At 56.0% G+C, this 21592-nt stretch carries 17 protein-coding genes and 1 tRNA gene; 7 read left to right on the top strand and 11 right to left on the bottom strand.

The genetic code is table 11. From position 1 onward, the window contains the following. Positions 1–629: 629 nt before the first annotated feature. The 4 genes from Pla52o_RS12115 to Pla52o_RS12100 all read right to left on the bottom strand — a co-directional run bounded on the left by Pla52o_RS12115 (position 630) and on the right by Pla52o_RS12100 (position 6382). On the bottom strand, positions 630–2219 hold the full coding sequence (locus Pla52o_RS12115; protein WP_146594879.1) for an MBL fold metallo-hydrolase: 1590 nt from the start codon (positions 2217–2219) through the stop codon (positions 630–632). Between the two features lie 254 nt (positions 2220–2473). Next, positions 2474–4282, bottom strand: coding sequence for an oligoendopeptidase F (pepF, locus tag Pla52o_RS12110; protein ID WP_390620873.1), 1809 nt, complete (start codon positions 4280–4282; stop codon positions 2474–2476). Positions 4283–4754: 472 nt separating this feature from the next. Continuing rightward, entirely contained in the window at positions 4755–5114 is a 360-nt protein-coding gene (locus Pla52o_RS12105) for a hypothetical protein (RefSeq protein ID WP_146594877.1), read from the bottom strand. Between the two features lie 89 nt (positions 5115–5203). Beyond that, on the bottom strand, positions 5204–6382 hold the full coding sequence (locus Pla52o_RS12100) for a M28 family peptidase (RefSeq protein WP_231612285.1): 1179 nt from the start codon (positions 6380–6382) through the stop codon (positions 5204–5206). A gap of 350 nt (positions 6383–6732) precedes the next feature. On the opposite strand from Pla52o_RS12100, the gene Pla52o_RS12095 reads away from it, so the two are divergent. Then, positions 6733–9522 (top strand): DEAD/DEAH box helicase family protein, encoded by a 2790-nt coding sequence (locus Pla52o_RS12095; RefSeq protein ID WP_231612284.1) that lies wholly within the window; start codon positions 6733–6735, stop codon positions 9520–9522. A gap of 50 nt (positions 9523–9572) precedes the next feature. Here the strand turns inward: Pla52o_RS12095 and Pla52o_RS12090 are convergent, their stop codons facing one another. Together Pla52o_RS12090 and Pla52o_RS12085 are read right to left on the bottom strand one after the other, a co-directional pair. Then, positions 9573–9821, bottom strand: coding sequence for a DUF6868 family protein (locus tag Pla52o_RS12090; protein ID WP_146594876.1), 249 nt, complete (start codon positions 9819–9821; stop codon positions 9573–9575). Positions 9822–10106: 285 nt separating this feature from the next. After that, positions 10107–10180: transfer RNA gene (locus Pla52o_RS12085), tRNA-Asp, on the bottom strand. Between the two features lie 406 nt (positions 10181–10586). On the opposite strand from Pla52o_RS12085, the gene Pla52o_RS26885 reads away from it, so the two are divergent. Further along, positions 10587–10757: a hypothetical protein gene (locus Pla52o_RS26885; protein WP_197169195.1), complete on the top strand. Its 171-nt coding sequence runs from the start codon at positions 10587–10589 to the stop codon at positions 10755–10757. A gap of 212 nt (positions 10758–10969) precedes the next feature. Then, entirely contained in the window at positions 10970–11194 is a 225-nt protein-coding gene (locus tag Pla52o_RS12080) for a hypothetical protein (protein WP_146594875.1), read from the top strand. Between the two features lie 110 nt (positions 11195–11304). Here Pla52o_RS12080 and Pla52o_RS12075 read toward each other — a convergent pair whose 3' ends face one another. Next, positions 11305–12210: a YdcF family protein gene (locus Pla52o_RS12075; RefSeq protein ID WP_146594874.1), complete on the bottom strand. Its 906-nt coding sequence runs from the start codon at positions 12208–12210 to the stop codon at positions 11305–11307. Between the two features lie 296 nt (positions 12211–12506). Here Pla52o_RS12075 and ypfJ point away from each other — a divergent pair, with 296 nt between their 5' ends. Next, positions 12507–13361, top strand: a complete 855-nt coding sequence (gene ypfJ, locus Pla52o_RS12070; protein WP_146594873.1) for a KPN_02809 family neutral zinc metallopeptidase — start codon at positions 12507–12509, stop codon at positions 13359–13361. Between the two features lie 3 nt (positions 13362–13364). After that, positions 13365–13589 carry a SlyX family protein gene (locus tag Pla52o_RS12065; protein ID WP_146594872.1) on the top strand — a complete coding sequence of 75 codons (225 nt, stop codon included), beginning with the start codon at positions 13365–13367 and terminating at the stop codon, positions 13587–13589. Between the two features lie 31 nt (positions 13590–13620). On the opposite strand, the gene hemG is transcribed toward Pla52o_RS12065, so the two are convergent. Further along, the gene (gene hemG / locus Pla52o_RS12060) at positions 13621–15042 is read right to left on the bottom strand and encodes a protoporphyrinogen oxidase (protein ID WP_231612283.1); all 1422 of its coding nucleotides are present in this window, start codon (positions 15040–15042) and stop codon (positions 13621–13623) included. Positions 15043–15259: 217 nt separating this feature from the next. Next, positions 15260–16783, bottom strand: coding sequence for a hypothetical protein (locus Pla52o_RS26880; RefSeq protein ID WP_197169194.1), 1524 nt, complete (start codon positions 16781–16783; stop codon positions 15260–15262). Between the two features lie 356 nt (positions 16784–17139). Here Pla52o_RS26880 and Pla52o_RS12040 point away from each other — a divergent pair, with 356 nt between their 5' ends. Both Pla52o_RS12040 and Pla52o_RS12035 read left to right on the top strand, forming a co-directional pair. Then, positions 17140–18111 (top strand): ferredoxin--NADP reductase, encoded by a 972-nt coding sequence (locus tag Pla52o_RS12040; protein ID WP_231612282.1) that lies wholly within the window; start codon positions 17140–17142, stop codon positions 18109–18111. Between the two features lie 233 nt (positions 18112–18344). Continuing rightward, positions 18345–19631, top strand: coding sequence for a glucose-1-phosphate adenylyltransferase (locus tag Pla52o_RS12035; RefSeq protein ID WP_146594868.1), 1287 nt, complete (start codon positions 18345–18347; stop codon positions 19629–19631). A gap of 103 nt (positions 19632–19734) precedes the next feature. Here the strand turns inward: Pla52o_RS12035 and Pla52o_RS12030 are convergent, their stop codons facing one another. After that, positions 19735–20397 carry a dual specificity protein phosphatase family protein gene (locus tag Pla52o_RS12030; RefSeq protein WP_231612281.1) on the bottom strand — a complete coding sequence of 221 codons (663 nt, stop codon included), beginning with the start codon at positions 20395–20397 and terminating at the stop codon, positions 19735–19737. Positions 20398–20409: 12 nt separating this feature from the next. Further along, entirely contained in the window at positions 20410–21300 is an 891-nt protein-coding gene (locus Pla52o_RS12025; protein WP_146594867.1) for a helix-turn-helix domain-containing protein, read from the bottom strand. Positions 21301–21592 lie beyond the last annotated feature (292 nt).

Raw genomic sequence — 21592 nt, 5'->3', positions numbered from 1 at the left:
TTCGTGCGAGTCCGTAGACCCCCTTGATCATAAAGCGCCCCACGTCGTGTGCAAGTAATGGGAGCGGCGTAGAATGGGCGGTTTTGACTAAAAGCCTGGATTTGACAAGGGTTCTCTGGGCGAGCATGCGTCCCTGGGCGAGCATGCGAGAAAAGGCAGAGAGACAATCGGATTGCCGACCCGCCGCTTCCTTCGACTTTCGCACTTTTCGTGGGCGAAGCGGCGAAGGGTCCAGCCATGATCCCCTTCGTTTCACCTGGACCGCGAATCGAGCGTGCCCAGCCCCAGCGTGCCCAGCCCCAGCGTGCCCAGCCCCAGAGTGCCCAGCGTTTGAGACAATCGTTCGACAATGCGAATCGTAGCGGTGTCGCGTTACGGGAAAGGGGCGAAAGTCAAACTTAAACGTTTGTCGTCCACAATCTTCGGAGATTCGGTCTGCCGCGGCGGACCGTCGCGAGTGAGCTAAGTCGCCCCAATCACGCCACACGCTGGATGGCGGTTCAGCGACCTCCACTTGGGCAAACGCCCATCTCCCTCACCTGCGCCGTCATGCGTTACCGCAAACGACCCCCTGCCGATCTTGCTCGCGGGCCCCAGATTGTGGGTCCCGGATCGTTGCCGACTGTCGATTACATCCGAGGCCCGTCGAGGGTTTCCGCCAATCGGTGCATCAGTTTGCTTCTCTCGTGCGTATCCTGCAGCGATTGGAGTTTGTCATCTAAATCGAGCAAGAATTGGACATAGTCATTATTCCAATCGCGAGCGATTTCGGATTCGTCCAAACGCGGCGTGGGATGCGACACGAGCACGGGGGCGTTGTGTGCTTTGAGTTCGAAGGTTTCGTCGAAATGCGGCAGGAAGATTTTTTCGCGATCCATTCCACGCTTGTGCAATAAATCACGCATCACGCTACGCGCTTCCTCGTCGCCGTGATTCAAGAACAACGCTCCCCGTACGGGGCCACGCTCCTTCACCCAATCCACCAGCTCCCCTTGATCGGCGTGTGCAGAATAGTTGCCCAGTTTGCGAATCGCCGCGTCTACTTTGTACTCCTTTCCATAGATTCGAACGCGTTTCGCACCGCTGGTGATGATGTGTCCGAGTGTCCCGGGGGCTTGATAGCCGACAAACAAAATTGTCGATTCATGCCGCCAAATATTGTTCTTAAGATGATGTTTGATCCGTCCGGCATTGCACATGCCGCTGGCGGAGATGATGATCGCTCCACTCTTGATGCGGTTAATCGCCTTGCTTTCCTCGACACTTTGCACAATATGAAAGCGTCGATGCCGAAAGATCTTTGCGGCATCGACTTCGATATCATCCAGTTCGTGAGCATGTTGGATGAAAACCTCGGTGACCTTGCGAGCCAGCGGTGAATCGATATAAACCTCGGCTTCGGGGATTTCGCCGCTGGAAATCAAAACGCCGATGTCGTGCAGCAACTCTTGGCTGCGTTCGACCGCAAACGAAGGGATAATAATATTGCCACCGCGTTTAAGCCCGAGGGTTAATTCCTCACGCATCATTTCTCGACGCTTTTCGAGCGTATAGTCATCGCGATCACGATCGCCGTAGGTGCTTTCGCAAATCACGTAGTCGTATCCCGTCGGTGCGTCGGGAGCGAGGTGGAACGCCTTTTCGTCGGGACCTAAATCACCCGAAAACAACAGGTGAATCGTATCTCCCGTTTCATCGACTTGAACTTCGACCGATGCAGAACCGAGCAAGTGACCCGCATTCCACAAGCGACTGCGAATTCCCTCGTCCGGAGTGAACCATTCTTCGTATTCGATTCGCTCAAGTTGACGGAACGTTTGTTCGGCATCCTCCATCGTATAAATCGGTTCAAGCAAATCTTGGCCTTTCTGCTCACGTTTGACGTTCAAACGCTCGGTGTTGGATTCTTGAATCCAAGCGGAATCACGCAGCATGAACTCAAGCAAGTCACAGGTAGCGCCGGTCGCAAAAATTTTGCCACGAAAGCCCGCTCGGACTAACTTTGGCAGTAACCCCGAATGATCGATGTGGGCATGGGTCAGAAGTAAAAAGTCAACCTTCGATGCATCGAATGGAAACGGTTTGTAGTTCAGACTCTGGGTTGTTTTCGTTCCTTGGAACAAGCCACAGTCCACTAAGAATTGCTTGCCGCCACTTTCGATCAAGGAACAGGATCCCGTCACCGTGCCCGCTGCACCACAAAACGTCAGATTGGCCATAACGCGTATTCACCCTTAGAGAAGATAAGTCGAAGCAAGGACGGTGATTGTAAATTAAAGCGGGTTCGCCGTTTTCAATTTGCGGAGAATTTTAGTGCGACAACCGCGCATGGCGTCTCGTTCGCCGCAGCGTTCCGCTGAGCTCAAGCCAGGGCAAAAGGATGCCTTTGCCCGAGCAAAAAAGTGCCAATTCAAACCCATCGGCTGATCGGTTGGGGATGGAAGTCCCCAACCCGATCGCGCCGGTCGAAGGGTTAAATCAAACGATCGAGTTCTTCGGTCAAGCTTCGGAATCGTTCGAGCGTCGTCGCGACCGGTTCGGGCTGGGTCATGTCGACTCCGGCGTCACGCAACAAATCGAGCGGATCTTTGCTGCAACCGCCCGACAGGAAACGTAAGTAATCGTCGAGTTCCTGTTGCCCCCCTTCAAGCACGCGGCGTGAAAGGGCCACCGCGGCACTCAAGCCCGTCGCGTATTTGTACACGTAAAACGCACGGTAAAAATGTGGGATTCGGAAACACTCACGTTCGAGTTCTTCATCGATGACGAATTCGGGGCCAAAGTAGGCAAGCAACAGTTCGCGATAGACATTCCGGAATGCGGCTACCGTCAACGGTTCACCCGCTTCGGCCATTTCATGAGTGATCTTCTCGAACTCCGCAAACATCGTTTGTCGTACCACAGTGGCGCGGATGCCATCGAGTTCATTGTTGATCAAGTACGCGCGTTCGTTGTCATCGGCCGCGTTCTTGAGCAAGTAATCCGTCAACAATTGTTCGTTAAAGGTGCTGGCCACCTCCGCCACAAAAATGGTGTAATTGTAATACTCGAACGGTTGGCTACGAGCCGAATGCCAACTGTGCATCGAGTGGCCCGCTTCATGGGTCAACGTAAAGACATCGTTGAGCACCTCTTCTTTGAAATTCATCAAAATGTAGGGGTCACCATCGAACGTTCCACAGGAAAACGCACCGCTTTGCTTGCCACGGTTGGGGTAGCGGTCGGACCAACGGCCACGCAGTCCCGCCTCGAGTACACCCGCATATTCGTTGCCTAGCGGTGCCAACGATTCTAGGATCACGTTGACGGCTTGGTCCCAGCGATGATGTTTCTTGACTCCGCTCAGAATCGGCACATAAGTGTCGTAATGGTGGATCTTATCGATCTCCATCTTGCGACGGCGAACGTCAAGGTAGTGATGCACATTGGGCAATGATTCACGCACCGCGGAAATCAGATTGTCGTAAACATCCACAGGAACGTTGTCAGGAAATAACGCCGCTTGCAAACTGCTTTCGTAATTCTTCGCACGCGCGTAGTACACATCACGTTGGATGCTGCCGCTCAATGTCGCGGCCAGTGTGTTTTCGTGGTTACAGAATTGTTCGTAGTACTGGTGAAACGCTTTGCGGCGAACCTTGCGATCGGGGCTGATCAACATTTGGCTAAAGGTGGCATGGGATAGTTCGACCTTTCGACCCTCGTGATCTTCGATTTCACCGAATCGTAAATCAGCATCATTGAGTTGGCGAAAGGCATTGCCCGCGGCGGAAGCCATCTCACCCTGCATCGCCAGCAAACGTTCTTCGTTGTCCGTTAAAGTATGAGGTCGGTAACGCAGCAAGCGTTCGAGTTGCAAGCGAAACGGAGCTAGTTTTTCATCGGCGACCAGTTCGCTCATGCGTGATTCGTCGATGGCCAACAATTCAGGCCGCATGTAGCTGGCCGCTTGTCCGGCTCGCACCGCCAAGTTTTGAAATCTCAGTTTCATCGCTTGCGAATCGCTGTTGCCTTGATCTTCAGTCGTCTTCAAAAACGCATACGTACCAATTCGCTCGGCAAGGCGGTCAAATTGACTGTCGAACGTCAACGCTTCGGCAAGGGTTGACGACGATTCGCCCAGCCGTCCGCGAAAGCTTTCGTAAATCGCAATTTGGTCGTCAAGTCTCTTGAATTCCGCTTCCCACGTAGAATCGTCTTGGCAAAGACTCGAAAGGTCCCAGCAATCGCTGGGGTTGACTTGGTCACGAGCGGGCAATGTAGCGGTGGTCATCGAATGAATCGTCCTTGGCTGAAAGAAAAGCGTCCCAACGTCAGCGAAATATCAAACCAATGTCTCGCTGACGAACCGAGGCGATATTGTAGCGGATCAATCGCGAATGAAATGCCCCAGCTCGATTGGACTGCCCCACCAGCTTAACCCGCTCTCAAGCAGGCCTGTTCCGCTCTGCGAACGGTACTGCGATTCGGCTGAGCCGCTACGCCCCTTCGGGGGTGTTGTGTTTGGCTCGTCCGTTTTGCGAGCCGAGGCCGCGGGGACGCAATCGCCAGCTTTGTTGGGGGCTGGCGTTGCTGGATCGATGATGTTCGGTGGCCACTGAAGGTGGCTAGTGCCATTTGACAAATGATGTGGGGTGCTGTGCCGCCGCGGTGATCGCCAGCACGTGGTCCACCGTCGGGCGACGTTAGTTACATCCGAATCAAAATGCTCTAGCCCACGGCAAGGGGGGGAGCCGTCGCGGGTTGATGGGGCCTTATTCGTCGGGATCGATCCGGTATTTGCGTAACTCGGATTTCTTCTTGGCTTGGTATCGGAGCGTGCGAAACGCATCGGCGCCGGCCAAAATGATGATCGTGAATAAGCCCACCACCACGCTCATCCAACACCCGATCCAAACTCGTCCTGGGCCTGCAAAGGCAGCCACGATAACCATCACACCGCACACCGCGAACAAGGCGTGAACCCAGCGTCGTGATCGCATTCGTGTCCTAAGATAATGGTGGTCCAAATCGCCATCGAGCGACTCATGCTCCCAGCCGTGCCGTTCATTCCAGTGCAACCAGAACGCAAAACAAAGCAGTGTCACGCCGATAACTAGGCTGCCAGAGAACATCGAATTGAGATTTCCTTCGTCTCGCCTCACGCTTTCTGCATGAGCACCAAAAATACCAATTTTGCGGCCATAGCCGACATGATTTTGCTTTATCGCTTCGTTTCGGATTGGCTCAAAAGCCATTCGTGAACGACCCACACGACCGCGACCAGCGATTCGCCGCTACAGTTCTCGGGAATATCGTTTTCGGTATGCCAATACGATGTTACCCCGTATCCAGGACGCGGGTAATCGAAGTCAATGATGTCGATCGTCGGAATTTTGGCAATCTCATTGAGCGGCAGGTGGTCGTCCTCGATCGTGTGCCGACTGCGCGGTACGAACGCTCGCACCCCGAGTCGGTCCGCCACATCCCAGACGCTACGCGCCAAGCTGCGGGCGTACTTCAAACTGTTGTTTTCGTAGTAGATTTTCAGTTCTTTGTCGCCGACCATGTCCAATAGAATGCCCGCTTGGTAAGGCTGTGGCGGTGGCGCTGCAGCATACTTCTCGGCAAAGAACGTCGAGCCTAGAAAGTAGTCGTCACGACCTTGTTCAAAAACAAACTCTTCGGCATCAAATAAAACCAGATCGACGCCGATGTCCGACGGGAGGTCGCTCATTTGATTTGCCAGTTCCATTAATGCCGCCGTCCCGCTGGCGCCATCGTTAGCTCCGACGAAGATTCCCTTGGGGTTTTGGGCGTCACGGTCGGGAAAGGGACGCGTATCGTAGTGGGCGCAAAACAAGTACCGCTTGGCTTGGTCGGCATTCCAGCTGGCAATTAAATTCGCCAGCGAGACATTCTCGCCTGACTCAGGATGCCGGATCTCAAACGTTTGCATCGAAACCTCCGCACCCGCATCGCGAAAGAATCGCGTTAACAATTCTTGTTGCTGACGCATTCCCGCGGAGCCCGACGGGCGAGGCCCAATGTCGCACAACGACTCCAGGTAGCCGAATGCGCGATTGGCGTCATAGCGAGCTGGAATCGGTCGCGCCGACGGAGCTTCGGTCCCTTCGCCCCCATCATCAAACCAACCAAGCCCGATCGCCGCGACAAGGAGCACAATGGCCAGCCCCAGAACGATGATGACGCCAAACAAGACCGAACGTAATAATGCATCTTGAAGGGGAGCAGTGGCGTGTGCGTCGCCAGCTTTTTTAGGAGGGGCCACGTCGTTGTGATCCTGGGGGGAAGTGGAAAGGGGCGATTCCGACGCATGCTCACCTCTCAGACTAGGCCGGCGGTGAGTTTTTTGAGTTTCGATCTTGGCGGTTTCTACCATCGAGAGGTCTCGTGCGGGGGCCATTAGGATAGAACATCGGAATCCGAATGCCTATTGTGACGAATCCGTTCGAAATGACCTACCGGGCATCGCTTTGTGGGGATTCCTTGGACGCGCCGGCATTTTGCGAGGCAGCATGGGGGCAAGTTTTTTCGTAGCACACGTTTTTCACGGCACTCCTTCGGGGTAAATTGATTACCCCGGCGAGGCGTTCATCAGTCAAAGATCGCTGCGACGAGTTTCTCCCCCTCGCAGGCTTTCGGAGACGCAAGGTGGTTGAGGCTTGCCGCAACCCATGGCCACACCTTTTTCCGTTTTCTTCACTGAGACTTTTTCACCGAGACATCGTTTTGCCCGACATTCGCTTTCGAGGTCAACTGCGGCCGTCTCAAGTCGAGGTCGCCAGGATCGCGCGTGAGCAACTCGCCGCAGGCAAACGGCGATTGCATATCGTCGCTCCTCCGGGAAGTGGCAAAACGGTGATGGGCCTTTATATCTGGGCCCATTTGGTTGGCAAACCTGCTCTGGTGCTCTCACCGAATTCCGCCATTCAAGCTCAATGGGCCGCTCGAACCGATTGGTTCGAGCATCGCCACGGGATGGATCTCTCGCCGCTGATCAGCACCGATGCACGGGCTCCAGGAATCTTGACGTCGTTGACCTATCAAGCCGTCACCTTGCCCGCTCGTGCTACCGAGTTCACCGAGGAACGGGCAACCCAGTGGTGGATGCAATCGTTGGTCGAAAAGGGGCAAGCAAGTAGCGAGGCGGAAGCGGACGCGTGGATCGAGGGGCTGCGTGTTCATAATCCTGATTTCTATAAAGATCGACTCGCTTCCTTTCGGCGACGAATTCGCAAAGATGACGCCCTTGGCGGCCACGCGATGGCACTTCTTCACCGCGCGTCGCTCGATGCGCTGGTTCGACTGCGTGATTATGGAGTCGGTTTGTTGATTTTAGATGAGTGTCATCATTTGATGGGGCACTGGGGGCGCGTCTTAGAGGAGGTGAGCGATTATTTAGGCGATCCCGTGATCGTTGGTTTGACCGCGACGCCTCCCGATCGCGACTCTCGAGAGAGTGAGGACAGCCAGCGATACGATCGTTTTTTGGGTGAGATTGATTTCGAAGTTCCGGTCCCTGCGGTCGTCAAGGACGGCTACCTAGCTCCCTATCAAGATCTCGCCTATTTCGTTCGCCCGACCGAAAAGGAGCTTCAGTTCATTGCGTCCGCAGACCAACAATTTGCAGAACTCGTTGAAAAACTCTGTGAACCGTGTGCGGTTTCCAGCGAACCGGGGGCTTTGATACTGCGGCCGCCTGAATCGTTGATCGATTGGCTGGTTCGCGTTCTTGGTGAAAAGCAGCTTCCCACCTATCGAGCGTCCGATTGGCGAGGCTTTTATGTGCGTGACCCTGGGTTCGTCACCTCGGCGGTGTGGTTTTTGAAATCGCGAAAGATTGAGCTCCCTGTCGATGTGCCAGAGTTGTTGCCGTCCGAGGATCCTGAGCCGCAGCGTTTGATCACGTTGATCGATCGCTACACGCGACACTACCTTCGCCGCTCGCCCCACAGCGGAGACCATCAAACCGCCATTCGTGCCGTTGATCGATTGCGGATGCTGGGCATTCAGATCACGGACGCTGGAGCACGTGGGTGTGCATCCCCGGTCTCACGCGTGATCGCCTATACCCGTAATAAGACGCGAGCGGTTGTGCCAATCTTGACTCGCGAGGCGGAGGTTCTGGGTTCCGATTTGCGAGCCGTTGTGATCGCCGACTTTGAGAAAACGTCGGCGATTAGCTCCGAGGTGGCCCACTTGTTGGACGCAGAGGCCGGCGGTGCGGTCGCGGCGTTTCGAATGCTGCTTGAGGATGCCAAGACGAATTTGCTCGATCCGATCCTGCTAACCGGTTCGTCGGTGCTGGTTGACGCCGATCTGGCGGACGCCTTGATGAGCGAAGCGAACCGTTGGCTTGAAGATCGTGCAATCCATGTTGAACTTTCCTATTCAATTCAAGGCGCGTTTCACGAATTAAACGGTCGCGGCAGCGATTGGTGCCCTCGAATTTATGTGGAAATGATTACCGAGCTGTTTCAGCGAGGAACCACGCGTTGTTTGGTCGGCACCCGCGGATTGCTGGGGGAGGGTTGGGACGCCAACACCGTGAATGTGCTGGTGGATTTATCGACCGTGACCACGTCGATGACGGTTAACCAATTGCGTGGTCGTTCGATTCGTCTCGACCCCAAGCGGCCTCGAAAGCTGGCTAACAATTGGGACGTTGTCTGCATCGCACCGGAGTTCAGCAAGGGCTTGGATGATTATCGCCGTTTTTTGCGCAAGCATGAAACGTTATTTGGAATCTGCGACGACGGGGCGATTGAAAAGGGGGTCGGGCATGTGCATGCCGCCTTTACCGAACTGAAACCTGAGCTCGTCGATGGAAGCGTATCGGAATTGAACACCGACATGCTCGCCCGCGCCGGGCAAAGATCCGAGGTGTACGAGCGATGGCAGATTGGAAGGTCGTATGGTGCACGGCCAATTCGTGCCGTTGAAATTGGGGCGTGTCGAGCCAAATTCGCCCACGGATATCCACCCTTTGAAAAGTCAGCGACGCTTTGGGACCGGCACCGTTTGGTGTCGGCAATCAGCGAAGCGGTGCTCGCTGCCCTGCTTGAAACCTCACAACTTTCTAGAACGCCGATATTGCGCGTCAACGAGCGAGAGGGTGGTTATGTGCGAGTCTATCTCGCCAATGCCACCCAACAGGAGGCTGATGTTTTCGCTGTCGCGATCCGTGAAGTGCTCGGTCCGTTGTCGAGCCCGCGGTACGTGATCCCGCGAGCGGTTGATGTGCCAATCAATCGTTTCGCTCCTCGCTGGCTGCCACAGCCGATTCGCCAATTCTTTGAACGCCGCGAGCGCCAACAATGCATGCTGCACGCGGTGCCAAGTTCGCTGGCGTCGAATCGCGAACGGGTCGCCATTTTTGAAAAGCATTGGAACACCAGGGTGAGTCCCGGCGCCGCAATTTTTGTGAAGAACGAGAGGGGCGAACAAGTGGTCATCGAGGCGATACGCAACGACGTCACTCCGGCGACGCTGGTTCACGATAAGGAGATGTTTTTATAGTCCGTTGGATTGGTCGCTCGGGGGGGTGTTTGGGTGCCAAGGCCGTTGCGTTAGGAGGTTCCCATGATGCGAAGGGCTAGGTACGGGACGAGGTTGAAGACGATGATCAAGAGTTTGTAGTTTGCCAGGTAGTTGAAGTAAGCTTTCGGCAGGTCGGTGGGGGGGATGGCGAACAATCGGTGGTGGAATTTTGCTACCGATTTGCCGATCATCAGCAGCGATGCCGCGGCGCAGGCCAAGATGCCAAAGTTGATCAGCGTGCACCAACCCAGGAAGTTTGCTAATTCGGCGATACTCATGGAGGGCTCCTTTGTTGGGTGAGAGTGCCATGACTCTATTCTATATTCACCCGCATCCTGAGTTCGCGTCGCGATGGCGGTCAACCTTGTTCGAAGCGTTGGCCTAGGAGCGATGCCACTGTCTTGGCATTTTTCCTCTCGCCCAGGCTTGTTCGCGGTGTGGCGCCGAAGTGCAATTTTAAAATATTGCAGTGGGAGCTGAGTCGCAGAGCCACTTGAGAAAGTGGGGGCCACATTGATGTCAGCGCACAAAAAAAGCCCGGTCAAACCGGGCTTAGATTGAAGCGACGCGGACGGGACTCGAACCCGCAACCTCCGGATCGACAGTCCGGGGCTCTAACCAATTGAGCTACCGCGCCATGGTTGGCGTTTGGTGCCGAAGCACCTGTGTCGCATGTGCGAGATGCACAATATGACCAGCAAGTTAATTCTTTGCAACCCCGTTTGGGAAAGCTTTTGCAACCCGTTTGGGAAGCGAACTTGCCAAGCAATTGTCGTTGCTTGGCTGGGAATTATATCGATCCAGCCAGCCTCCGCAAGCCACCTTTGGCAAGAAGTTTGACGGACCCAACCGATCACCGGGCCGGCTGTGACGAATAGTCCGATTAGGCTGGAATTTGCTGAGGCGGGGCACGCCGGTTGACCACTTTTTTCCGCTTCGAGAATGCAAGAAAGCTAAGATTCGACCGCGACCTTATTTTTTGCAAGCTAGGTTTTCTGGGGCCCCCATTTCAATCACGATCTCTGTAACTCGGTGCATTCAGCATGCTCAACGAACTTCTTCTTGCATTCTCACTCAGCGGTTGGTTTGTCGATGCATCCAACGAGCTGACTGGCTATTTCAAGCACATGAACGTAACCCAATTGGGGATCGTCTCGGCTTGTAGCGTTGCTTTCGGCTTCCTATGCCTAAAGGGACAGGGCATCAAACGCTAAGTCGCTGAAAAACGAGCGGGCCGACTTCTCGGATACTTCAGAACCGTCGAGCAAACGCCGCCATTGTTTGGCCGCCACGACGAACGTGCCGTTTTCTTAGTTTTGAGCGCAGCGCGAATCATCGCCATCGACTTGGTTCTTTGGCATTTGAGCAAGTAGCAAGCCTATCAAGCGACTGATCGCCAATTCGGGCACCGGCTAATCCTGTCTCCATGAGTTCGGCAATCATGGCGAAGTACGGCGAAGCGGTGATTGCCAAGGTAACGCTAAAGATCTCGATGACGCTGGCGACAAAGCGAACAAACCGTTCAAGCAAAACGCCCCGCTTGCCACGCAGTATTGCAAGGCTCGCCCGCATCCCATGCCAGCGTTCCCCACCCGGTGACGTTGATCCCATTGGTGTACCCGATCCCATTGGTGTACCCAGCGTCGCCTGAATTTCTGGCACGCCTCAGCGCCGCGAGCACTCGGTTTGCAAATCGCATCGAGTGGCTCGGCGGTACGGCATGGCTGCGATGGTATAGGACGCCCGCGATCAGATTCACCTCTATCGTTTGACGATCCGGGCGAGTCGCTCTTTGATCGATCTTCCCAAACTGTCCATCGCGCCGGCGCTGGGGATCAGCTCGCGTGGCGAGAAGTCGTAATCCAAACTGGTTTCAAAGCCGCATGGCAGCGGGATAAAGCTCAGGCCATTGGCGGCGGCTAGCCGCATCGCTCGCTTCATATGAGACGCGCTGGTCACCAAGCCGATTTTCCCTTCGCTCGGAAAATCAGTCGGCGGCGATGCAAAGAACGCCGCCAAATTTTTCATCTCCTCGGACGTGTTGTCGCCAGGGGACTCGAAAATTTTGTCGCTCGGTACGGCAATCGATTCGAGCAGCATACGACCGGCTGCGGCGGGCGGAATCGGGCTCAGCGGTGAACCGCCCGTGCACAGGACGCTTTGCGTTTTCCCGGCATGCCAAAGTTGGGCCGTGAACATGATGCGTTGTCCCGCCATGCCAAGTTCAGGGACTCCGTCGTAGGCGATTCCGACTCCGCCGCCGAGCACCACGACGCAGCGCAATGGGGCGGGCAGAGTCTCGAGGTCCGTGCGCCGCCATTCAATGCCGCTCATACTCGCATCGGCTACGGATCCATTGCCGGTAATGGAGAGGAACAAGAAGAGCATTGCAAAAAGAATTCCGATGCGTCGGAAACCTTGGCCAAAACAAACTAGGCATGCGATCAACGTGAGTGTCCACAGTAGCCCTATCGGCATGACCAATGCGGTGGCAGCGCGGGCGGCCAACCCTGCGTCGTTTTGCACCCAAGTCCAGACCACGATGAGGAGGTTGAAGGCAGCGCCGACGGCGATTCCTACCAACGTGGTGCGCACAAAGGAGGCTCGGTCCTGAGGGCATGCGTCCGCAGGGGCACCGTTTGAGGCATTCTCGATGGGGTGGTTCATGGTTTGTCGGAATCAGGAAGGAGGAGTGAAATGGTGATCGACCGGTGCGGGCTTGCGAGCGTGATTTTGCTGTGGATGTGCGACGGCTAGCCTTGGTGTCGAGTGGATCGACGGTGAAATCGCCGGTGGAAAACGGGGGCTTGATTCGCCGCTGTAGACTACGAGGCTACAATGCCCCGTAGAAAATCCTGCGTGGGTTTCCTAGAACTTGGGGGGGACTCCCTGGGGAGTTTAGTCCAGCGCGTCGCGTGGGGCGTGTTGTTGCGATTTGTTTTTTATCCACTTGGAGTGATGACATGCGCTGGCGTGGACGTAGACAGAGCGAAAATGTGGAAGATCGTCGCGGCGTCAGCGGACCTGCCGTCGCTGGCGGAGGTGCGGGATTGTTAATCCTGGCGCTGATCGTGGCGTTGCTTGGTGGTGATCCACGCAATGTGATTCAACAAGCTCAGCAGGGCCAGGGGCAAGCGGCCGCTCGGGGCGGAGCTGAGTTGACGCCCGCCGAGATCGAGGCAGGCGAGTTCGCCAAGACGATTTTGGCCGACAGCGAAGACGTCTGGTTTGACTTGTTTGAAACGCAACTTGGCCGCCAATACATACCTCCCACCTTGGTTTTGTTTAGCGGGACTGTCCAATCGGCGTGCGGCGGCGCCACCGCGGCGTCGGGACCGTTCTACTGTCCCGGAGACCAGAAACTTTATCTGGACACCTCGTTTTTTACTCAGCTAGCGGATCAATTGGGCGCTCCCGGCGATTTCGCTCAAGCCTATGTGATTGCCCACGAGGTGGGGCACCATGTACAAAACCTGTTGGGATATACCGATCAAGTCCAAGCGGTTCAGCGGACCCGTAGCAAAGGCGAAGGGAATGCGGCATCGGTAAGACTCGAGCTACAGGCGGATTTTTTCGCGGGATGTATGTTGCATCACTTGCAAAAGAAGCGACAGGTCCTCGAAGAAGGCGACATCGAAGAGGGGTTACGAGCCGCCGCGGCGATCGGGGATGATCGATTGCAACAAAAGAGCCGGGGTTATGTCGATCGTGAATCCTTTACGCACGGCACAAGCGAGCAACGGTTGCGATGGTTTTCGCTAGGGCTGCGAACCGGGGACCTCCGCCAAGGCGATACTTTTAACACGAAAGATTTGTAACGGATGGCCGACCAATCAGAGCTAACACAACGCTTGATTGAACTTGAAATTCAGCTCGCGCATGTTCAACGTGCCTACGACCATTTGAACGAGGTGGTCACTGAACAAGCGATGCGCCAGGATCGAATGCACGCCGCTTTGAAGTCGATGAAGGAAAAAATGTCGGAATTGAAGGCCGGTAAGGAATCGACTCAAGATCCGCTCGATGAAAAGCCGCCTCACTATTGATTGGGCTGCGTTGGTGTTCCCGACCGTTGTGTTAGGTGGCGTCCGCGTCGTTGATCGTCGTTGCTAGTTTTTCAGCCGCCCCGATGACCGGCGCAATGCCGACGCCGTCTAGCGAGTTGCTAACCAGATGGATCCCGGGCACCGTTGCCATCGAATCGCGGATGCGGCGAACGCGTTCCACATGCCCAAGCGTGTACTGGGGCATGGCATCGTTCCAGCGGACGACGCGGGTCAACACGGGCGTGCCGCGAAGTCCGATCAGCTCGGCGAGCTCCGCGCGAGCGATTTCGATCAGCGTGTTATCGTCGTGTTGCAGTAATTCGCGTTGCAGCGCTCCCCCGATAAAGACTCGGACGATGACGTGATCGTGGGGAGCGCGACCGGCAAATTTTTCGCTGGCAAAACTGGCCGCTAAGATTTTTCGCTTTTCGATCGGCGGAACGACAAAACCGAACATCGCTCGTGGATCGGCGATGTCTTCACGACGAACCACCATCACGGCGATGGCGGTCGACGCGGCTTGGATTGCCGAAAGCTCGGCGGCGGCGGCCGGGGCGATGTTTTGAAGAAAACGCGCGCTGATCCGTGGCGGCGTGGCGAGCACAACATGGTGATACAGACCCGAACCCCCGCGGGTATCACGGACGAGCCATTGGTTATCGAGTCGCTCGATCGATTGAGCCCCGCACTGTAATCGAATGGTGTCCATGGGTAACGCGTCACAGAGCATCTTGGGCAATTCAATCATGCCGCCCTGAAAGGCTCGGAATTGTTCATAACGAGCGCCGGTGCTATTGCGTTCCACCGAATCTTCGCCCGAGCTGCGACGTGACAAGGTGGCCCGGGTTAGCGAGCCGTACTGACGCTCCATTTCGACGAACGGCTTCATCGTCGCCTGCATGCTGAGCGTTTCCACATCGGCGGTGTAGATGCCTGCGACCAACGGACCAACGATCTGCTGCAGCACTTCATTTCCGAGCCGCCGGCGGACAAAGCTCGCCACGCTTTCGTCATCGTCGCTGGTGCGTTTTGGCACGACGGATTCGGCCAACATCCGCAACTTGCCTTTCAGTGAAAGGAGTCCGGTCGTCAGCATGGGCAACATCTTGGTGGCCCGCATCAAGACGAAGCCATCGGGCAGCGGTTTGAGTTTGCCACGGTGCACGATCATCGCGCCACGCCCTTTTTCGTTTGGCAGGATCAACCGCTCTTGGGCCCCCAAGGTGCGACACAAATCGATTGCCGCCGGAGGATTTAACGCGAACATATCGGCGCCGTAGTCGAGCACGAACCCGTCGATCGTTTCGGTATGGATCACGCCGCCGACGCGATCGGACGACTCGAGCAGAACGATTTTTCGTTCCGGGTTTTTTAGATGCAAATGGACTGCGGTCGCCAGCCCGGATAAACCGCCACCAATAATTGCAACGGCCAATTCAGTTTCTTTCGACACGCTAGAGATGATTCCAATTCAGAGGGATTGCTTGTGGTTAGCGTTAGCCCGGCGATTGCAGCCCAACGGACAAAAATGTCTTCAGCGCTGACTCCACAAAGCATGGCGGCTGTTGAAGGTTGTCCGCCCTCAAGATCATAACCCGAAGCGTTAACGAGGGGCCGAGTCAAGCGTAGGATTCCCTCGCTTGCGTTTCGGGTGGGGGGACGCTCCAACGCTACGGGGCGCCTGCGCTGCCTTCCATGGCCGGCATGGCCGGTTCCATTGCGGGCGAATCCATGGCGGGCATGCCCGGCTCGCGCGAGCGGCGGCCATTGCGATTTTTGGGGTTCGTACTCGATGAGCTGGCGGGTTGCCAAGGGTTCGAGAAGCCAGAGGCGTTTCCGGCCAGGGACGCCAACGTCGAAGCCAGCATTTGGGTTTGCTGGAAAATGGATTCCATCGACTGATGAAACTCTTCGGCGTTGGATGCCGATTCCAGTGACGTCGTCATGGGTTGCAGCATCGTCCCTAGGGTCACCAATACAGGATGGTCGATCAGCGAGGTCAACCCCGACGTTGTCACCTTCTCCTTGCTGGATGCGATCGTTTGGTCCCAGTGGTCGGCCATCGATTTTGGGATCCAGAAGTCATCGACTCGGAGCATTTCCAGAATGATGGACTGTCCATTTTGTGTGACCTTGACTTTCATCGTGTCTGATTCGGGTGCTTCCTTTTTGCCGGCGTCTGGCGTCGCCGCTGGGCTGACCGCGGGACCCGCCGCTGGACCCATCGCTGGGCCGGGCGCATCGGCCGGTCCGGCCATCGGGTCTCCAGCTGGGCCAAGTGGATCGGCGGGACCGACGGGGCCCTCAGGTTCGACGGGACCGAATTCCGGCTCCATGCCATATCCCGAGTTGCCATGTTGTTGCCCCTCCACGTACTCCTCGTAGGTCGCGCCGCCGGTCGGCAGCGCATTGGTCAGGGCGTAGAGATGAGGTGCGATGGCGCTGTCCCGCTGGACTATCCAATCACGCAGCGGCATCCCGCCAAGCGTTTCGGCGGTGAATGCCGTGGGATCCAATGCGTTGCGTAGCGAACCGGCGGCGCTCAGTATCAGGGTCTGCAACGTTTGTTGGGTTTGCTCGTCGAGCATCTGCATTCGTGGATGGCTGAAGATCCAATTTTGGCGGGTGACGATCAAGTCCGCCAGTCGGTACAGCGGTCCGAGCGTGGCATCGATTTTTGCCACGTCCAACGTGTCGGCGCCGGCTTTGACGACCCCGTCGAGATCGGCGCGATACTTTGGTGGCAAGGAATCAAAGTAAGCCAACAAGACATGCCCGGACTGGGATTGATCATCGATGTGTTGCAGGGTTTCGATCGCACCCGCTTTGCTGGCCAAGGGTCGGTAGTCCGGCGCGGCGGGAGGCTCGGGCAGCGTGCTCGGCGCGGGGGCCGCCGCTTCGGCTGCCTGGGCTTTCAGCTCGCTGACCAATTCCGCGCGATGCGTCTCGATCGTCGCGGCCACTTTGTTGGCGCGGATTCGGCTGTCGCTAATCAAGTTGATCAAGGGCACCGAAACGCGTCGGCCATTGGCAAACTTTAAAATCGCGTTGCCTTCCCAAATCCCGAGTAGATCGGCTTCAACGCTGCGGTCGCCACGCAGCCCCGTCCATTTCTCGGCGGTCGCGAGCGAGGGAGTGACCGCGATCGCGGCCACTGCGACGATTGCGGCACGTACGACGATTGAGGCACTCACCGCGACTGGAGTTAAGTCCCTGAACCGGATGACGCGTGAACGCTTCGGGGGGGATCCAAATTTGTCTGTCTTGGCCATGGAGGGAGAATTCATCGGTAGAGATCGTAAGTATGGCAATCGCATCGAACGCCCGTCGGATGGAATACGCGGAGGAGATGGAAAACGCGGAGAAAAAGGTCAATGAAAACCGCGTCATTCAAAAATATTCAGTTTGCGCTGGGATTTGAAGGCAAGTTATCAAGACTTGGCCCACAAAGAACCATTATATTGATCCCACGACAGCTTTATGTCATAGATTAAGGCGTTAAGGCCTTTTTATGGCGTTTCCTTTCAGTATTCACGGTGGAGAGTTCGCTTTGAGTGAGACGATTGACTCGGTACCCCTGACCGCCGAGCAAATCGGAGGTTTGCGGGAAAAACATTACAACGCGACGATCATTGAACGCATCGACTCCCATGCGGAATTGAGCCGATTCCGAATTCGCCCCGACAAGGCCTTCCCCGACTTTGTGCCCGGCCAATACGTCACCCTAGGGCTGGGCAATTGGGAGCCGCGGGTCGCAGGTGCCCAGGCGGAAAATCTGGCCGTGGGCAAGCAATCCAAGGTGGTTCAACGCGCTTACTCCATCTCTTGTCCGATGTTGGATGACGCCGGAAACCTAGCCGCGGTGAATTCCATTGACTATCTGGAGTTCTACGTCACGCTGGTCCGCCAATCCGATTCACCTGACAAGGCGGCGCCCGCATTGACCCCACGGTTGTTTTGCCAAAACGCGGGGGACCGATTGTTGATCGGAAAACGGATTGTCGGGCACTACACGCTTGGCCCCTCGGTCAAGCCCGACGAGACGGTGTTGTTGTTGGGCACGGGAACGGGCGAAGCCCCCCACAACGCGATGGTCACGGAACTGTTGGCGAACAATCATCGTGGACGCATTCTCAACGTCACCTGCGTGCGCAATCGCAAGGATCTCGCCTATACCACGCAGCACGACCAATTGATGCAGGCATTTCCGCAGTATCGCTACTTGGCTGTCACGACTCGGGATCCCGAGAACCTTGATTCGAATCATCCCCACTACGTTGGCAAACAATACATCCAAGAATTGTTCGTTTCGGGACGACTAGCCGAGTTGGCCGACGATCCGCTTGATCCCAAGCGGACCCATGTCTTTCTGTGTGGTAACCCGGCCATGATTGGTTATGTGCCGCCCGGGACGGAGCCTCCGGTTAATCCGGGAATGTTGCCCTTGTTAAAGCATGCCGGTTTTCAAGACGCGCACGATTATCACGGACCTGGATCCATTCGTTTCGAGAAGTATTGGTAAAGCCTGTGTGAACAACACTTCGCGCCCACTGGGGCTAACGTTACAAAGCGAGTCACAGCACAAAGCGAGTCGCAGCGCCGATCGGTGTCGGCTCCGATCCCATGCCGGCTCTCAGCGTCGGCCGTGCAATTCCGAAACAGGAATCAGATGCGTCGCCGCACTGCGCTTTCGAGGGCGTGAGCGTGTCGGCGACTTGGAAGCTTTTCTTACTTGAATTAACTACGAGATTTGTCATGGACTTAAAAAATACGATTGCTCTGATTCTTGGTGGTGGTCGCGGAACTCGCTTGTTTCCGTTGACAAAGATTCGGGCCAAGCCCGCGGTGCCCTTGGCGGCGAAGTATCGCTTGATCGACATTCCGATCAGTAACTGTATTAACAGTGGGCTAAACCGGGTCTACGTTTTGACCCAGTTTTTGTCGGAAAGTTTGCATCGCCATTTACGCCAAACCTATCACTTTGATCATTTCAGTGGCGGGTTTGTCGAGTTGCTTGCCGCTCAGCAAACGGTCGACGAATCGACCGATTGGTACCAAGGGACCGCCGATGCGGTACGTAAAAATTTGGTTCATCTCGAAGAGAGTTGGATTGAGCATGTCTTGATTCTTTCGGGCGACCAACTGTACCGAATGGATTTTCGCGACATGTTGAAGACCCATATCGAATCGGGTGCCGACGCCACGATTGCCGGGATTCCTGTCTCGCGATCGGATGCCTCGTCGCTGGGGATCATGCAAGTGGATGACTCCGGACGCGTGACGGGATTTGTCGAAAAGCCTCAAACCGAGGAAGAGTTGGCAACCGTACGCATGGATCCCGCTTGGATTGATTCGCGTGGGGTCGAAAGCCATGGCCGCGACTGTTTGGCCAGTATGGGATTGTACATTTTCAACAAGTCCGTGATGGTCGACCTGTTGAATGAATCGGCGCACGAAGACTTCGGCAAGGGGATCTTCCCGCAGTCGTTGAAGTCGCACAAAGTCCAAGTGCATCTGTTTGATGGTTATTGGGAAGACATCGGAACGATCCGTGCCTTTTACGAAGCGAACCTCTCCTTGGCAGGCAAGGCGCCACCGTTCGAACTGCGCGATCCAGCAGCTCCGATTTATAGTCGCCCTCGCTTTTTGCCGCCCACGATCATGGGCGATGTCAAGATCGAGTCGAGCTTGATTGCCGACGGATGTCGTATCGGTGACAACGTGACGATTCAAAACAGCGTGATTGGATTGCGAACCGTGATCGGGGACAACGTCACGATCAAGGATTCGGTTGTCATGGGTGCCGACGACATCGAGTGCGATAAAACCCCGCTTGCTCCCGGCGTGTTGCCGATGGGGATTGGCAGCGGAAGTGTGATCGAAGGCACCATTCTCGACAAAAATTGTCGGATCGGTGAAAACGTGCGCATCACCAATCAAGCCGGTGTCGATCACCAGGGTGAAGACGAAGCTTTGCAAATCCGTGACGGGATCTCGATTGTGATCAAGGAAGGTCAGATCGAATCGGGCTTCCAAAGCTAAGCGAGCGGGTTGCCCTCAAAAGGGCATGTGCCAGGTGCACCGGTCTTACTGTGGCACGGGCTTATTGTGGCACGGGCTTATTGTGGCTTGGCCGCTTCGCGATTCAGGCACTGGCCCATCGTTTTGCAAACGCTTGCACGACCGGGCGGTCGCCCAAGCGAGGATTGATATGCGGCCGCGCGCGGAGCAGCGTTGTTTGGGCCTCGGCAATCGACTGGCCCCGGTATTTGATCAGCCAACAAATCGCCACGGTCGCGCTGCGGGCGCGACCCGCTTTGCAGTGAATGTAGATTTTGCCCTCCTGCTCCACATGCTTCTGGACAAATTCCACGGCATTGGAAACGTCTTCTAGGGTGGGGTGCGTGAAGTCGGTGGTCGGCATCCATAATTGCTCGATCCCAAACGCTTCGTATGCTTTGAGTGGGCCCGGATACTCTTCACACGTATTGACCACCGCGCGGACTCCCTCGGCGGACAATCCCGGGACATCGCGAGCAAAGGGATAAGCGCCGACGATCACGTTGGGGTCGATGTAATCCCACCAACGACGCACGCGTAGGATTCGCCCGAGAGTGAAATTCCACGCCAACGTCGGATAGAAGACCGACTTGGCGTACAAGCGTTGTCGCGCCGTCGCGGCGATTCGGCTGGCCGTGATCTCGCTCGAATCGGCGGTATCATCCCTCCCATGACTGCGATCGGGCCGATTCTCTTGCGTTGGGTCTGGGCCCTCTTGTGGGCTGGGTAACTCGTTTTCCATAGACATCGCGTCCCGCTTTTAACGCCGAAGACTTAACTGCATGATCGCCACCAAATCGACGAACTGACGCAGGTTATCGCAATGAGCGGTGTAGCGTAACCGTGGTCGGATGTCGTCACAAAGCGCACGGCCCCCGACAAATAACGGAACGCTTTCTCCGAGCGAGCTCGCTAATTTGTTCTGCTTCGCAACGAAGGTCGCTGTGTCCTCGATCGCGGAAACACTAATCCAAACGAGGTCGGCTGCGTAATCATGAGCAGCCTGAGAGAAGCTTTCCAGTGGCAGATTGTTGCCGAGGCAAACGGAACGCCAGCCAAGCTCGCGTAGCGATAATTCAACGATCCCGCTTGGCAATTGATAATGATCGCCCTCCGGAGCGCCACCCACCGCTGTCAATGCATGCGTTTTCGTGGGCGGCAATTCGGCAATCAACTCGCCGATCAAACGATGCGAAATCGCACAGGCGCGACGCTCTTGGTAGACATCCAGTTCGTTGCATTGCCAGGCCTCGCCAAGTCCATGCATCGCGTCAGTGATCAGTAGCTCGGCGGCTTCGCTGCGAGTTTGTCCACCCTCGATCTGAGCGCGAAGGATTTGGCGGCATTGGGGTTCTTCTCCCGCAGCCAATGCTTCGCGAAATCGCCGCTGGTGATCGGTCTCGGCTCCAGGTATCGCGGTTCTGCGGCACGCCATCAGGGCGGGCAAACCGAGCACATCGGGGTTTGTAAGCGTTCGCTCCGTCTGTTGCAGGAAGCGTTGCAGCCCCTCGAAAGTGATGCGGCGATGCCCGCCCACGGTGCGGATAGTGGGAATCACGCCCCCGTCACACCAACGTTTCACGGACGACTCGCTGACCTGCAAGGCATCGGCAATTTGCTTGGGCGAATATTGAGGTTGTCGAGTGGCCAACGATCACGCTTCGAAAGGAGAGGAGGGGTGTGGTGAACAAAAATCGCCGCGTATCAAATGATTCAGCGGGCCGAAAGTCGAACTAGCGGATGTCGTTTTGAACGTTTCGAACGATTTTGTCCATCGTTTCCAACGCCAAGCGATTGTAGGGCGATTCGCCCATTCGCCAACTCAAGAAATCGATTTCAGTCGATTAAAACGGTGGTTTTTTCACTTGTTGGCACTCGGTTAGGGAGATTCGGCGTGCTTCTTGGATCTTTTTTGGTTGTCTCCAGTAAGCCGCAGCGGTATA

This window comes from Novipirellula galeiformis, from assembly GCF_007860095.1.
Taxonomy (GTDB): Bacteria; Planctomycetota; Planctomycetia; order Pirellulales; family Pirellulaceae; genus Novipirellula; species Novipirellula galeiformis.
Note: the sequence above shows the minus strand (reverse complement) of the source record. Positions and strands in the feature narration are given on the sequence as shown.

Excerpts from the sequence above, each read along its gene's own strand:
- Pla52o_RS12115 (WP_146594879.1), bottom strand. The coding sequence starts at position 2,219 with ATGGCCAATCTGACGTTTTGTGGTGCAGCGGGCACGGTGACGGGATCC.
- Pla52o_RS12100 (WP_231612285.1), bottom strand. The coding sequence starts at position 6,382 with ATGGTAGAAACCGCCAAGATCGAAACTCAAAAAACTCACCGCCGGCCT.
- Pla52o_RS26885 (WP_197169195.1), top strand. The coding sequence starts at position 10,587 with ATGCTCAACGAACTTCTTCTTGCATTCTCACTCAGCGGTTGGTTTGTC.
- ypfJ (WP_146594873.1), top strand. The coding sequence starts at position 12,507 with ATGCGCTGGCGTGGACGTAGACAGAGCGAAAATGTGGAAGATCGTCGC.
- Pla52o_RS12035 (WP_146594868.1), top strand. The coding sequence starts at position 18,345 with ATGGACTTAAAAAATACGATTGCTCTGATTCTTGGTGGTGGTCGCGGA.
- Pla52o_RS12090 (WP_146594876.1), bottom strand. The coding sequence starts at position 9,821 with ATGAGTATCGCCGAATTAGCAAACTTCCTGGGTTGGTGCACGCTGATC.
- Pla52o_RS12030 (WP_231612281.1), bottom strand. The coding sequence starts at position 20,397 with ATGTCTATGGAAAACGAGTTACCCAGCCCACAAGAGGGCCCAGACCCA.
- Pla52o_RS12075 (WP_146594874.1), bottom strand. The coding sequence starts at position 12,210 with ATGAACCACCCCATCGAGAATGCCTCAAACGGTGCCCCTGCGGACGCA.
- Pla52o_RS12065 (WP_146594872.1), top strand. The coding sequence starts at position 13,365 with ATGGCCGACCAATCAGAGCTAACACAACGCTTGATTGAACTTGAAATT.
- Pla52o_RS12080 (WP_146594875.1), top strand. The coding sequence starts at position 10,970 with ATGAGTTCGGCAATCATGGCGAAGTACGGCGAAGCGGTGATTGCCAAG.
- Pla52o_RS12105 (WP_146594877.1), bottom strand. The coding sequence starts at position 5,114 with ATGTTCTCTGGCAGCCTAGTTATCGGCGTGACACTGCTTTGTTTTGCG.